This is a genomic window from Sphingobium chungangianum, assembly GCF_977014255.1.
The window spans coordinates 419,479-434,066 of the sequence record NZ_CDRNIV010000002.1 but is presented as its reverse complement, the minus strand read 5'-3'; the positions used below and the strand labels follow the sequence as shown (position 1 = coordinate 434,066).

The window sequence follows — 14,588 nt, the reverse complement described above, 5'->3', positions numbered from 1 at the left end:
GAAAGGAATGGCGATGTTCGACTTTACCGGACGGCACGTGCTCGTCACCGGCGGGACCAGCGGGATCGGCGCGGGCATCGCTGCTGCCTTCATCGCTGCGGGTGCACATGTTATCGTCACGGGTACACGGCCGACAGAAGCGGATTATGAAGACATTCCGCCGGGTGCCACCTATTGCCCCCTTCGTCTTGGCGACCGGCTTAGCATCGACGCCTTGGTAGCGGGTTTGGGGGCGTTGGACATCCTCATTAACAATGCGGGCGGTACGTCCGTCCCGGAGGATTTCGACGCAGCCATCGACGCCAATCTGAAAGGCGTCCATGCGTTGACGATCGCCTGCCTGCCGCTGCTGGTGCAAAGTCGGCACGACGGCGGCGGCGCGGTCGTGACGATCGCCTCGATGATGGCGATCTTTGGCAACTCCATGTTCCCCGGATATAGCGCGGCCAAGGCTGGCCTTCTGCTACTGACCAAATCGCTGGCGCAAGGGTGGGGGGCAAAGGGCGTGCGGATCAACGCCGTGGCGCCCGGTCCGGTTCGCACGCCGATGACGGAGCGCTACGCCGATGATCCTGTCTATGGTCCCGGCACGGCGCAGCGGATGGCGCTTGGCCGCTGGGGAACACCAGACGACATAGCAGGGCCGACCCTGTTCCTCGCCAGTGCGGCTGCGCGGTTTGTGACGGGGGAATGTCTGGTGGCGAGCGGCGGGTATATGATCGCTGAGGCATGATGCTTGCCAAAGACATGGTGACGATTGGCAAGCCTCGCGCAACCGACTACGCTCTCCATCAGACGCATCCGGTAAAGGAGCGCGAAGGAGATAATAGGATGGTCGCACACGCGAATGAGGTCGCCTGCTTTTCGCGTATGATCCTGGCACTCAATGCTTCGCTGGTCAGCGAAGATCCATGGCGAGACTTTCTGCTGCTGCTTCGCGATCATGTGAACGCAAAATGGGCAACGCTGATCCTCACGCCGCCCAATATGGATGGTTTGGGCACAATGATAACGCCCACCGCACCACCGCCTGCGATTCAGGAATATCTTGACCGCTTTATGCAGATCGACCCCTTTGTCGGCCTGCCCGAAGGCAAGGTCGTGGCGTTATATGAATATGTGGCCGAGGCGAAACTCAAAAATTCAGCCTATTATAAAGGGTGGCTGGAAGGCATCGACGGTTCGCACGTTCTTGGCGTGGATCTGCGCATAAGCAATGGCCTGGAAGCCCGACTTCGGCTGACGAGGGCGCCTCATGGCGCGCCTTTCGATACTGAAGAGCGCGGCCGTATAGAAGAAATCGTGCCCCATCTGCGGCAGGCGGTCGAACTCTATCGCCGACTGGAGGTGTCCCGTTCGGAGCAGGCAGTGATGACCGGCGCCATCGAACAGTTCGCTGTCGGCACCGTGATGCTCGATCATAATCTGAATGTTCTCAAGATGAACGAACTTGCCGCATCCATCCTGGCCGATGGGGATGGGATAAGCATCGTGGGGCAGCGTCTGGCGATCGCCAATTCCAGCCGTGACCGCGAATTTCGCCAGCAACTCAAGGATGCGGTGAACGTCGCGCCAGGATCATCTCCTTCAGTATTCCTGGTCGAACGTCCATCGGGCCACCGGGACATCGGAATCGTCATTCGGTCAATCACTATTCCTAATTTCATGCATGGCGGCACAACGCCGGCCATCGCGCTTTTCCTGGGCGATCCGGAACGTCAGTGCGTCGTGACCAGCGATGCCCTGAGGGAATTGTTCGCCTTTACCCCGACAGAGGCGTCGATCGCGGCTTCGCTTGCAAACGGCGTGTCGGTGATCGAGACCGCGCATCGGCTGGGCATTGCCGAAAACACCGTGCGCGCGCATCTCCGCTCTATCTTTGCCAAGACGGGCGCGAGCCGCCAATCACAGCTTGTGCATCTCATCCACACCAGTCTGCCCGAACTCGCCGTCGTTCGCCGCTAAATTATCCAACCTAATTGATTTGAAGGTATTGCAACGCGCTTAGCAGGGCGATGCTCAACCCCACAGGATCCGCGCCAAAGCGGACAGAACCGAGGGGATACCGAAGATGGCTTACGGAAAATATCATTATCTTGCTGGTTCGGCATTGATGCTTGCTCTGGTAGCGTCACAGGCAAATGCGCAGGATTCTTCACCAGCAGCACCCGCCCAAGCGACGCAGGGCGTGGGTCTTCAGGACATCGTGGTTACTGCGCGGAAGCGTTCTGAAAACCTGCAAAATGTCCCAACAGCCGTAACAGCTCTCGGTGCGCTTCAAATTGCGGATTATCAGATCAAGAGCTTCCAGGACGTCGGCAAGACCGCGCCAAACGTCAATATCCAGAAGCAGGCAGGCTCGCCCAGCGCGCCGCAGTTCAATATTCGCGGCGTTTCGTCCGGTTCTATCAACTTCCAGGTCGATTCCGGCGTCGCGCTCTATGTAGATGGCGTTTATCTTGGCCGACCCGGCAACTCCGCCTTCGATCTGGCCGATCTTGAACATCTCGAAGTCCTGCGCGGTCCACAGGGCACACTCTTTGGCCGCAACTCTACCGGCGGCGCAATCGCATTTGTGACGGCCAGCCCGACCGGTAAATTCGGTGTCGAGGCCGAAGGAACGCTAGGAAACTACCATCGCCATCGCGGGCGGATAACGGTCAACACGCCTGAATGGGCTGGTCTTTCGGCGCGGTTCACATATGTCCATGACGAAAATGACGGTTATGTAAAGAATTCCGCCCCGCAGCGTACATTCCTTTATCCGGAACCGTTCGGGCCGTCGACCAGTGCGAAGAGCTTTGGCGCGAACAACACCGAGTCGTTTTTCGCAGCAATCCGCTATGCCGGGATCGATGGCCTGACGCTCGATTATCGCTTCAGCTATACCGATATGGTAACCACGCTCGACGCCATGCAATTGCTGCACAGCGGCGACGCATTTAGCGGCATCACCAACTTCCCGAACCAGCCTGCACTTGGCGGCACGATGGTGGAGAGCCTGACGCGGCTCGACCGCATTCCGATCGATGGCCTTTCTCCAGCTACCCAGAAAACCTGGGGCCACAGCCTTACGGCTGTTTATGAGCTTAGCGATTCCTTGAGCGTCAAATATATTGGCGGACTGCGCGGGTTTACGCTGAACTCATCGTCTGATCTCGACGGAAATTCGCTGGTGGACCCTTATGGCGGGACCGGTGGGTATTTTCAGGCGCTTGCAGCCGAGCGCTATGCAAAGCAGCGGCAGTCGTCCCACGAACTGCAACTCCTTGGTCAGACCGGCAGTTTGGATTTTGTGGGTGGCCTATTTTATTATCGCGAAAAGGCCTACCTCAACAGCCCGACCATCTTCGGACAGATCAGCCAGCCGGGCGTCCCGATCCCCATCGACAATCCCGGCAGCTATCTTGCGGGTGGCGACCTGCTTAAGGTGCTCAACAAATCTTACGCGGCTTATGCCCATGCCAATCTCAGGTTGACCGATGCGCTCGAACTGGGCGGCGGCATCCGCTATTCTAAAGATGATCGCACAGAGAATGATCTGATTGATGCGGATCGGACCCCCACGGTTCCGCGCGGTAGCTTCAACGCCAAGCAGGATCGCTTCGATTATGACGCATCATTGAAATATCAGTTTGCCCAGAGCAGCAACGTCTATGCGAAATTTGCCACCGGTTTCGTTTCGGGGGGTATCTTCCATGGCGCGGAATTCCAGCCGGAAACCATTAAATCCTACGAAGCGGGCGTGAAGTCTGAATTTCTCGATCGGCGCATCCGGCTTAACGTCGCTTTATTCCAGGCGGATCGAAAAGGCCTCCAGGTGACGGGCTTTGATCCCAATCAGGGTGGCAACATCCTGCTGAATGCCGGTAGCGAAAGAGCGCGGGGCTACGAAATTGAAGCCACGATCCTGCCGGTCGACGGCCTTACTTTGACCGGCACCTATGGCTTTACGGACGTCAATGCAAAGCCACAAACGGCTAATCCGGCAGCTACCCCGGTGCGTACATATCAACCCCGGCGCACCGGCTATGTCGCTGCGCAATATGAGTTCCCCGAATTTCCAGGTGGCACCAAGATGAGCTTCCGCATTGATGGCCAGTATAAGGGCGATCATTTCCGGTTGCAGTGCCCGGTCGGCGCCACGCAATCGGCGACGGACGGTTGTATCGGCGCTGGTGATCCCGTGCTCGACGACCAGTTGGTGATAAGGGCAACTTGGGAAATAGGCGCACGGTTCACCTTTGCCGAAATCCCGGTAGGCAACGCTAAGGGCAAGATTTCCCTCTGGGGCAAAAATCTCAACAATTCGGATAAGCCAGAGTTTCTGTTTCCGATCTTCGATACGTGGGTACTCGGCACCTTCCAGGCTCCGCGCACATACGGGATCGACGTCGGTATCGCGTTCTGAACTTCAAGTGTGTGTGTCGGCTGCTTCGTTATTGTCGACACACACACGCCATGTCTTATTGCGACGGACGGGTATATCGCCTTCCTCGTCAGAAAATGGCTATCCCTTCCGGCGGTTTCGATTTGAAGTGCGACACCCGGGGTGATGCATAGCATTTCATCCGGTCTTGAGGAGGGCGATCTGTTCTCTCACGACCTTGTGCGGGGTGCGATAGCCCAGGCACTTGAGGGCTGTGCTGTTGAGGCGATCAGCGACGGCTTGTGGATTTCCTTGTCCGACAGCAGCGCAATGTGTTGGAGGACAGGAAGCGCCATATCCGTCCATTGCAATTTTCCACGCCACCTTTCTGCCAGGGCGTGGACGGCAGGCAGAAATAGCTGGTGAAGCCGAGCCTGTTTAGCAGTGTCGCAAAAGCGGCAAATTCCGTGCCCCGATCGAAGGTGATGCTGCGCCGGAGGGCAGGGGGGATGCCCCGCAAACGCCGATCGATGCCGGCCATGACCCCAGCGGAATGCCGGCTCGGATTGTGCGCGAGGAAAGTGAAGCGGCTGCGGCGTTCGACCAGCGAGGTGAGATTGGCTTTGCCATACTCTCTCCTAAAAATCAGAAGATGGCCTTCCCAATGTCCGAATTTGCTGCGATCCGCAATTTCCGGCGGTCGTGCGCCGATCGTGTTGACCACAGTAATATGGAGACCGCGTGGCTTACGAGCGTAGCGTAGCGTTGTCGGCGCGAACGGCGGGCAACCGCCAGGTGGCACACCGCGTCCCGGTTGCCCTGATGACGCCCGCAAGTAACCCGCAATCTGTCTGCGATAAATCGTCGATGGATGGCGCCGCAGCGCGTCCACGACCTGCCGCACAGACCGTCGACCAATCGATAAATGTCCCGCCGCTCGTCCAAACTCAGATGCTGATAGCCGTTCACTGCGTGCCGTCCTGGAAAGGGGATCAAATCCCTATAAATCCTAGGATTTCGCACTTCGAATTAGAATCCACTGCTTATACGAAATGTTCGGACCGGTTAGAAAAGACACTATCTGTCCCGGATAGAAATGACACCATTAATGACAGCAGGGGCTGCGTGGAGCCCTCGGCTTAGCGCAGCGCAGACCCTGCTGATGGCGTGAGGTTGAGGGGATGAGCATGGACCCGCTGCGCAGGCAGCGGGCTCGGTCAGCGCCGCTTTAGCGTGCCTTCACGAACTCGAGCGTGCCGCGCGCCCGTAACTCCGCCTGGCTGAGCCGTGGGCCGCGTTTGAGCTTGGGACGGCCTAACCGGCGCCGATCGATTTTCGCTGGCGCCTCTGGCTCGGGGAACAGATGTGTGGGCTGGTCGCGGCGGGCAGGGGCATTGTTGTTCCGCTGCCGGTGATGCGGCGTGATCGCCTGGATCTCCTTTGCCCGAGCCAGCGCCGCATCGAGATGCTTGTTGTCGACGATGGCAGGTTGATTGATCCGGGGCATCTTGTCGAACAGGCTATAGGGGAGGGAGCGCCCCTCGTGCCGGATCTCCACCGTGCCATTAGGATATTCACAAACATCCACGCGCTTGCGCGCCAGCTCCTTGCTGATTGCGTTCGGCTCCAGAAGGAACAGAACCTTGTTATAGTGCAGCGTCAGCGCAGCCGTGACTGTTCTCTGTTCGCGCCAGACCATGACGGAGTGGAGATTATCCCGCGGTGCCAGAGGGCGGTGCAGATCACGACTGTTTGCTGCCGGGCGAGCGAAGCGCGCATTATGGGTCGTCTGGTAGCTGCTCAAAAAGCTATTGGCTTCTCCGATTGAGGAGATACCCTCCAGTCGCATCGCCTTGACGAGCCGATCCTGCAGCGTGCCGTTCGCCCGTTCGACCCGACCCTTGGCCTGTGGCGAGTTGGCACAGATGATCTCGATGTTCAGCGCGTCCAGCGCACGCCCGAAATGCGTCATGCCATCGCCCTTCGCCGTCGCCTTGGGGTTTCGAAAGACCGTGTGTTTATCGGAGTAAAAGGCCACCGGCTTACCGTGCCGCTCGATATATTCGCGTGTCGCCTCCATGTAGGAAAAGGTGCTTTCGCTCTCGACCATCTTGAGGTGCATTAGCTCACTGGTCGCGTCATCGATGTAGACAAGCAGCGTGCAGCGCGGCCCGCGATCCTCGAACCAGTCATGATCCGAGCCGTCGATCTGAATCAACTCGCCACGGCACTCCCTGCGATGGCGCGGTTGATAAGGGCGAGAACGACGTGCGGCGCGATCATGCCATATACCCGCCTCGATCATCATCTGCCGCAATGTCTCGCAGCCCACCGCGATATCATGGCGCTCCGCCAGATACTCGCGCGCCAGGGTCGGACCGAAATCCGCATAATGCTCTCGGACCAGCGAAATAATCTGCGCGCGAAAGGCATCGCTGTGACGCCGGTTGCTCGGCCGACCACGCTTACGCGACACCAGGCCTGAGGCGCCTTCGGCGCGCAGACGCTCAAGCAGCCGAAAAATCTGCCGGCGCTTCAATCCTAGCAGCGTTGCCGCATCCTCAACCCGAAGCGCGCCGCGCTCCACGCGCATCAATGTGTCAAACCGCGAAAGCTCACCATGGCTCATCGCCACCACCGTCATAAGCGCGTCCTCCCGAACTGCCAGGAGGACCATGCCACCAAGCTTTGCTAAGGACGCCCAAGGGTGTCATTTCTATTCAGCAGAGGGGTGTCATTTCTATCCGGCGCTTACACGAAATTTATTCGATAATATATCTTATGTTAAATATAATCTGAATGGGAAGGGGTAGATGATAGAAAGGACACAGTCATATTCTGACCGCGCCCTTTCAAATTTTCAGATCAGACGATCCCCGCGCCCAAGCCGACGGGCTTGCGCTCCTGCGCCTTGCGCTCGCGCCACAGGCTGGCGCGGTAGGTCGAAAGCACGTCAATCGCGCCGCCAGCTTCCAACCGGGCCTTAGCAAGGATCGGCGCTACATCGACATTGTAAGCACGGCGCAGCGCCTGGAACGCCATCATCGTGTCATTGTCTTCTTGCGCGGCATGCAACGCGTCGCGATCGACCAGCAGCGCCTTGGCGTAGCAAGCCGTGATTGTCTCGGCAGACGACAGCATGGATTCGATCGGGTCGGTCACATTGTGCGACTGGTCGATCATGTAGCTGGGGTTGAACCCGTCGCGCGGATGCAGTTCCGCCTCGACCAGCTCATTGAAGACCAGATACAATTGGTGCGGGTTGATTGAACCGCTGTCCAGATCATCGTCGCCATATTTGCTGTCGTTGAAGTGGAAGCCGCCCAGCTTGCCGAAGCGGTGCAGGCGCGCCACGATCTGTTCGATATTGACGTTGGGCGCGTGGTGGCCGAGGTCGACCAGGCATTTGGCCTTCGGACCCAGTTCCTGTGCCGCCAGGATGGACGAACCCCAATCCGAAATCACCGTCGAATAAAAGGCCGGCTCGAACATCTTATGTTCCAGCAGCATCCGCCAATCGCCGGGCAGTGCCGCATAGACCTGAGCAGCCGCTTCCAGATAGCGGTCCAAGCTGCGGGCGAAGTCCTGCTGGCCCGGGAAGTTGGTGCCATCGCCGACCCAGACGGTTAGGTCGGTCGAACCCAATTGGCGGCCAATCTCGATGCACTCGATATTATGCTCGACGGCCTGCTGGCGGGTCGCTTCCACGGTCGAGGACAGTGATCCCGTGGCGTAGGTCTGAGCCTGTCCGGGCTGATCCTGGAAAGTGTTGGAATTGACGGCATCAAAACCCAAACCGAGGCTCTGAGCTTCCTCGAGCAGGCCTTTGTAATCGCTTACCTTGTCCCAGGGAAAGTGCGGCGAGACGCGTGGCGTAACGCGGCTCAGCTGGTTGATGACGGCGCAATCTTCCAGCTTCTCATGGATGTTGGTTGGCTCGCCCGCGATCGGGAACTTGGCGAAGCGGGTGCCACCCCGTCCCGCGCCCCAGCTGGGCACGGCAACGGAAAAGCCCGCGACGCGGTCCTTGATTGCGTCGATGTCGATGCCGGTGCGCGACAGCTTGCGGCCGAGCGCGGCATAATCTTCTTCCAGTGCTTGCGCGTCGCGGGCATTGGATTCCGCAATGAGTTCAGCGGAAATGGGCAGGTTGGTCATGATATTAGCCTCTCCGTTGCCGATCAGCGCGTGAACGCCTGGGCGTTGCCCGCATCGACATTGATCATGTTGCCGGTCGACTTGGCCGACATGTCGCCAGCCAGGAAGTAAACCGCTTCGGCGATGTCGGACGGCAGCACGTCGCGCTTCAGCATCGAACGCTGGCGGTAATGCTCCTCCAGCTCCTTGCCCGAGTCAATGCCGTGCGCACCGGCGCGTTCCTTGCGCCAGTCGCCGTCCCAGATCTTGCTGCCCTTGATGACAGCGTCCGGGTTCACCGTGTTGACGCGGATGCCGAAGGGCGCGCCCTCCAGTGCCAGACAGCGCGCCAGATGGTTGGCGGCCGCCTTGGCCGAGGCATAGGCCGACGCGTTGGTCGCGGCGGCAACGCCATTCTTCGACCCGATGAACACTATCGACGCGCCGCCTTGCTCCTTCATCCGCTTCATCAGCGGGAAGGCGGCACGGGCGGTGAGGAAATAGCCCTCGGCCAGCACGTCATAATTCTTGCGCCACAGGGCAACGGTCGTTTCCTCGATCGGCGCCGAGGACGCGATGCCTGCATTGGCGACCAGAATGTCGAGACCGCCAAACTCACGGGCGCAATCATCGAACGCGGCCTGGACCTGCGCTTCGTCCGTCACGTCGCAGACGGCGGCACGGATCACGTCCTTGCCGAACTGCTTGGCAAAGCCCGCCCGCACTTCCTCGATCGCGTCGGCGGCACGGTCGGCCAGCATGACGCAGGCGCCGTCCGCCAGCAGACGCGCGGCGGTCGCGGCCCCGATGCCGCCCGCGCCACCCGTCACCAGGGCGATCTTGCCGACCAGCGGCTTGGGCTTGGGCATGCGCTGGAGCTTTGCTTCTTCCAGCAGCCAATATTCGATGTCGAACGCTTCCTGCTCGTCCAGCGCGATATATTCGCCGATCGCTTCGGCGCCGCGCATGACGTTGATCGCGTTGCCGTAGAACTCACCAGCCAGGCGCGCGGTGGTCTTGTCACCGGCGAAGGTGATGCGGCCGACACCCGGCACCAGCACGACGATCGGGTTGGCATCGCGCATCGCGGGCGAATTAGACCGCTTGCAACGCTCATAATAGGCCGCATACATGTCGCGATAGGCCGCGATCTGCTCCCCCAGATAGACGTCGTCCTGCAACTTCGCAGGATCGAGCGGCAGCGGCGCGATCTTGGTACGCAGGAAATGGTCCGGGCAGGATGTGCCCAGTCCGGCGAGGCGGAGGAATTCGGCCGAGCCGACAAATTCCAGGGCTTCGGCGTCGTCCGAATAGTGGCCGACCTTGGTGCGCGCGCCGGTCATCAGGCCGCGCAAGCGGGGCATCAGGTCGGCGGCGATCGCCGCACGATCGGCATTGGGAGCAACGACCTGACCACCAAAGGCAGGCTTTTCGGCCAGCTTGGCGTTCAGATAATTGGCCGCATCCGCGATCAGCTCGACCGTATGTTCGTAGCAGGACTTGGCGCTGTCGGCCCAGCAGATGATGCCATGGCCGGCGAGCATTACGCCTTCGACGCCGGGGTTCGCCTTCACATAGTCGCGCAGCTGCACGCCCAGCGTGTAGCCGGGGCGCTTCCACGGCAGCCAGCCGATCTTGCCGCCCCAGATTTCCTTGGTCGCGGCTTCGCCGCCCGAAGAGGCGGCCAGGGCGATGATGGCGTCGGGATGAACGTGGTCGACATGTGCAAAAGGAAGTAGCGAATGCAGCGGGGTGTCGATCGAGGCGGCGCGGGGGTTTAGGTTGAACGTGCAGTGGGGCAGGTAGCCGACCATCTTGTCGTCGTCGTCGGGGCCGCCATAATGCTTCTCAAGGCCTAGCAGCTTTTCCTGATAGAGCGTTGAAAAGCCATCCAGCTTCATCGAACCGATGTCGCCGCCGGAACCCTTGACCCACAGCACTTCGGTCTGCGCGCCCGTCAGGGGATCGGTCTCCACGATCTTGGCGGAGGTGTTGCCGCCGCCGAAATTGGTCACCGTCAGGTCCGAACCGAGCAGGTTCGACCGATAGAGGAGCAATTCGGAAGGGCTGAGAGTCGCGGCGACGCCGTCATCCCAGCGGCTGGAGGGGACGGCAAAGGGAATGGCCGCCGACGAGACTGGATTTTGCATGTTCATGGCGCTCCTATTATCATTTGCGCTTTCTTCTATCAATCCTTTGCGTTACTAATCGATCATATTCGATCAAACAATATGAGAAAAGTTTCATGCGGGAGGACGAACTGAACCGCGGCTTCGCCATCATCGTCGATATCGGCAAAACGCTGAGCAAAGTGTCCCTTTGGTCACGTGACGGCCAGATTCTGGACCGCCAGGTCCGCCCGAACGAGGTGCGGATCGAGGACGGGATTCGCCGCCTCGACACTGCGGGCATCGCCGACTGGCTAATAGAATCACTGTCGCGCTATGCGTCGATTCCCGTGGAAGTCATCGTCCCCGTCGCGCATGGCGCAGGCTTGGCCGCGCTTGTGGGCGATGCACTTGCCTTCGCGCCGCTCGATTATGAGCAGTCTATTCCGGACGAGATCATGGACGCCTATCGCAAGGAGCGCGATGCCTTTGCGATCACCGGTTCGCCCGCCCTGCCCGACGGCCTTAACATCGGGTCACAACTTTACTGGCTTGATCGCCTCTACCCTGCCGAGATGGCGGCTGCGACGCTGCTGCCCTGGGCGCAATATTGGGGCTGGTTCCTGTCGGGCGCCGCAGCGACGGAAGTGACAAGCCTCGGCTGCCACAGCGACCTATGGACGCCCGATCAGGCCCGTTTCTCGCCGCTGGCCGAACGGCTCGGCTGGGCGGCGCGCTTTGCGCCGCTGGTCAAGGCGGCGGACAGCCTGGGCACTATCCGGCCCGAGCTGGCGGAGCGCACCGGCCTTTCTCCCAATATCCGCGTTCTTGCCGGGCTGCACGATTCCAACGCGGCGCTGCTTGCCGCGCGCGGATTTGACGAGATCGCACAAGGCGATTCAACGATCCTGTCCACCGGCACCTGGTTCATCGCGATGCGCTTGCCGAAAGAAGCTTTGGCGACCAGCAGCCTTGCCGAAGGACGCGATTGCCTGGTCAACGTCGATGCCTATGGATGCGCCGTGCCCTCGGCCCGCTTCATGGGTGGCCGTGAAATCGAGACGGTGATCGAATTTGACACGCGCCGAGTCGATATCAAACCCGATCAACCGGCCCTGCTGGCCGCTGTGTCCGAGGTCGTACAATCGGGCGCGATGTTGCTGCCGACGTTGGCGCAGGGCTTTGGCCCCTACCCCACCGGCAGCGGCAACTGGATCGCACGGCCGGAAGATTGGTATCAGCGGCGCGCTGCGGTCTGCCTATATGCCGCATTGGTGGCCGACACGATGCTGGACCTGATCGGCTCACGCGATCGACTGCTGGTCGAGGGACGCTTTGCCGATGCGGAGGTGTTCGTGCGGGCCCTGGCTGCACTGCGGCCCGACATGCAGGTCTATACCGCCAACGCCCATAATGACGTGTCCTTTGGTGCGCTGCGCCTGATCGATCGGAGCCTGAAGCCGCAGGGATCGCTCAGCCTTGTCAAACCGCTGGATCAGGATATTTCCTCTTACCGTTCCAGTTGGTTGGCTGGAATTGGTGAGATGGTTTCTTAAAGGTTTCCGCGAATGCCGATAGCCAGCGTTGCCGATTTCCGCGAGGCCGCCCGTCGCCGCCTGCCCCGGTTCCTGTTCGAGTATATTGATGGCGGTTCGTACGCCGAAGTGACGCTGCGCAAGAATGTGAGCGAGCTGAGCGATATCGCGCTTCGCCAGCGGGTGCTGCGCGATGTGTCTGAACTCGATCTGTCGACCAACCTGTTCGGGCAGAAGCTGGCGCTGCCGGTGGCGCTCGCGCCGATCGGGCTGGCGGGGTTGAATGCGCGGCGCGGCGAATGCCAGGCGCTTAAGGCGGCCGAAGGCGCTGGCGTGCCCTTCACCCTGTCAACCGTGGGCGCCTGTTCGCTGGAGGAAGTCGCACGCGCGGCATCGCTTCCTTTCTGGTTTCAGCTGTACATGATCCGAGACCGGGCCTTTATGAAGGACCTGCTGGCCCAGGCAGCGGCGGCCAACTGCTCGGCGCTTGTCTTCACCGTGGATATGCCGGTGCCCGGTAGCCGCTATCGCGACTATCATAGCGGGCTTGCCGGAGCGGATGGCCTGAAGGGTGCGATCTGGCGTGCCGCTCAAGCCGCCATGAAGCCCGGTTGGGCATGGGATGTGGGCGTTCGCGGCCGTCCCCATACGTTGGGCAATGTCGCTCCCGTGCTCAAGGGCAAGACCGGGATCGAGGATTTCTTCGCCTGGATGCGCAATAATTTCGACCCGTCGATCAACTGGCGCGATCTGGATTTCATCCGATCGGAATGGAAGGGGCCGTTGATCATCAAGGGCCTGCTCGATCCCGAGGACGCGCGGGAGGCCGCTGCGCTCGGCGCGGACGGGATCATCGTGTCCAACCATGGCGGGCGACAATTGGACGGCGTGCTGTCCACGGCCCGCGCCCTGCCCCCGATTGCCGAGGCAGTTGGCGACAAGCTGACCGTGCTGGCCGATGGCGGTGTCCGATCGGGTCTGGACGTGGTGCGCATGCTGGCGCTGGGCGCCAAGGGCGTGCTGCTCGGGCGGGCCTGGGCCTATGCGCTGGCCGCGCAGGGGGAAGCGGGCGTTACGAAGATGCTGCAATTAATTGAAGCCGAAATGCGCGTGGCGATGGCGCTCACCGGCTGCTCCAATATCGCCGACATAGACCAGAGCATTTTGGCCGGGAGGGACGTGAAATGAGTGCGGGAGCACAGAAGGACAATTGGCGGGATACGATCCTTGCGGGTCTTGCCAACTATATCGACGCTGGTTCGATCGTTGCAGGCTCTGCCGCACTCGCGCTTTGGCAGGAACATTATAAGCTGTCGAACGACTTCATCGGCCTGATCGGTGCGTTCGGCCCGAACGCGATCGGCGCGGGCGTCGGCGCCTATGTCGGCGGGCGGCTGTGCGACAAGCTGGGCCGGAAAAAAATCTATCAGTGGGACATGCTCGTCTACGCGGTCGGCATGGCGCTGCTGGTCTTTGCCTTCGCGCCCTGGATGATCGTGGTCGGCTTCCTTATCGTTGGCGTCGCGGTTGGCGCCGACATCCCGGCATCCTGGTCGCTGATCGCGGAGCAGGCGCCCGATGACCGACGCGGCAAGCATTCAGGCGTCGCGCAGGTGCTGTGGTATCTGGGCCCGGTGGTCGTGCTGCTGCTGAGCCTGGCGCTGACCAGCCTTGGCGAATTGGGCGCGCGCATCGTCTTTGCTCATCTGTTGGTGATTGCCCTTGGCCTTACCTTCCTGCGGTCACGCATGAAGGAATCCGAACGCTGGGAAGCCGCGCAGAAGGAAGGCACACCCAAATTGCCGGTGTCCACGCTGTTCCAGCCTAAATATCTCGCCTCCATCCTGGGGCTGGTTGGCATGTATGGTTTCTGGAACCTGTGGGCGGGAACCAACGGCTTCTTCTTCCCCTATATCCTGCGCACGGTTGGCGCTGCCACACAGGCGCAGTCGGTTGCGATCCAGGCGCTGTCCTTTGCGATCGGCATGGTTTCCATCGGTCTCGTCTTCATGCGCTATGCCGACAAGGTGAACCAGCGCACGATGTTCGCGATTTCCGCGGTCATCCAGATCGTCGGCATGGCGTTGCTCGCCATCTTCCCGCTGACTATCCCGGTGGCGCTGCTCTACGTGTTCCTGCTCCAGTTCGGCGGCGGTTTCGGCGCGCAGAGCTTCTTCCAGCTGTGGAGTTCGGAGATGTTCCCGACGATGCTGCGGTCCACGGCGCAGGGGCTGTGTTTCGCCATCGTCCGCATCAGCCTTGGCATATTCAGCTTCTTCGTGCCGATGCTGAGCGCTACCGGCTTCACAACACTGGCGTGGATTTTGACAGGCTTCCTCGTCATAAGCGGCGTGATCGGCACCCTTTGGGCGCCACGTAACCAAGGCAAGTCGCTGGAACAGCTTGAAGCTGAACGGGCGGCTGCCTGATCAAGGGGGT

The 14,588-nt window shown here is 60.5% G+C and carries 9 protein-coding genes and 1 pseudogene; 6 read left to right on the top strand and 4 right to left on the bottom strand.

The genetic code is table 11. The features are described from left to right. Nucleotides 1-13: 13 nt before the first annotated feature. From ACWNC0_RS02115 to ACWNC0_RS02105, 3 genes are all read left to right on the top strand, one after another. Nucleotides 14-733 carry an SDR family NAD(P)-dependent oxidoreductase gene (locus ACWNC0_RS02115; RefSeq protein ID WP_449469271.1) on the top strand — a complete coding sequence of 240 codons (720 nt, stop codon included), beginning with the start codon at nucleotides 14-16 and terminating at the stop codon, nucleotides 731-733. Nucleotides 734-831: 98 nt separating this feature from the next. After that, on the top strand, nucleotides 832-1,965 hold the full coding sequence (locus ACWNC0_RS02110) for a helix-turn-helix transcriptional regulator (RefSeq protein WP_449469269.1): 1,134 nt from the start codon (nucleotides 832-834) through the stop codon (nucleotides 1,963-1,965). Between the two features lie 106 nt (nucleotides 1,966-2,071). Beyond that, the gene (locus ACWNC0_RS02105; RefSeq protein WP_449469267.1) at nucleotides 2,072-4,411 is read left to right on the top strand and encodes a TonB-dependent receptor; all 2,340 of its coding nucleotides are present in this window, start codon (nucleotides 2,072-2,074) and stop codon (nucleotides 4,409-4,411) included. Between the two features lie 156 nt (nucleotides 4,412-4,567). On the opposite strand, the pseudogene ACWNC0_RS02100 reads toward ACWNC0_RS02105, so the two are convergent. The 4 genes and pseudogenes from ACWNC0_RS02100 to ACWNC0_RS02085 form a co-directional block, all read right to left on the bottom strand. Further along, nucleotides 4,568-5,338 (bottom strand): annotated as a pseudogene (locus ACWNC0_RS02100) (IS30 family transposase). Between the two features lie 259 nt (nucleotides 5,339-5,597). Continuing rightward, entirely contained in the window at nucleotides 5,598-7,013 is a 1,416-nt protein-coding gene (locus tag ACWNC0_RS02095) for an ISNCY family transposase (RefSeq protein WP_449469841.1), read from the bottom strand. A gap of 221 nt (nucleotides 7,014-7,234) precedes the next feature. Continuing rightward, nucleotides 7,235-8,527, bottom strand: coding sequence for an L-rhamnose catabolism isomerase (gene rhaI, locus ACWNC0_RS02090; RefSeq protein WP_449469265.1), 1,293 nt, complete (start codon nucleotides 8,525-8,527; stop codon nucleotides 7,235-7,237). Nucleotides 8,528-8,550: 23 nt separating this feature from the next. After that, on the bottom strand, nucleotides 8,551-10,662 hold the full coding sequence (locus tag ACWNC0_RS02085) for a bifunctional rhamnulose-1-phosphate aldolase/short-chain dehydrogenase (protein ID WP_449469263.1): 2,112 nt from the start codon (nucleotides 10,660-10,662) through the stop codon (nucleotides 8,551-8,553). Nucleotides 10,663-10,751: 89 nt separating this feature from the next. On the opposite strand from ACWNC0_RS02085, the gene ACWNC0_RS02080 reads away from it, so the two are divergent. From ACWNC0_RS02080 to ACWNC0_RS02070, 3 genes are read left to right on the top strand one after another with little or no spacing between them, the layout of a single operon-like run. After that, a complete protein-coding gene (locus ACWNC0_RS02080) occupies nucleotides 10,752-12,170 on the top strand; it encodes an FGGY-family carbohydrate kinase (RefSeq protein WP_449469262.1) in 1,419 nt (472 codons plus the stop codon). A 12-nt stretch (nucleotides 12,171-12,182) separates the two neighbouring features. Next, nucleotides 12,183-13,337: an FMN-dependent L-lactate dehydrogenase LldD gene (gene lldD / locus ACWNC0_RS02075; protein WP_449469260.1), complete on the top strand. Its 1,155-nt coding sequence runs from the start codon at nucleotides 12,183-12,185 to the stop codon at nucleotides 13,335-13,337. Next, nucleotides 13,334-14,578 carry an MFS transporter gene (locus ACWNC0_RS02070; RefSeq protein ID WP_449469258.1) on the top strand — a complete coding sequence of 415 codons (1,245 nt, stop codon included), beginning with the start codon at nucleotides 13,334-13,336 and terminating at the stop codon, nucleotides 14,576-14,578. The genes lldD and ACWNC0_RS02070 overlap by 4 nt, the downstream gene beginning before the upstream one ends. The last annotated feature ends 10 nt before the right edge of the window (nucleotides 14,579-14,588 follow it).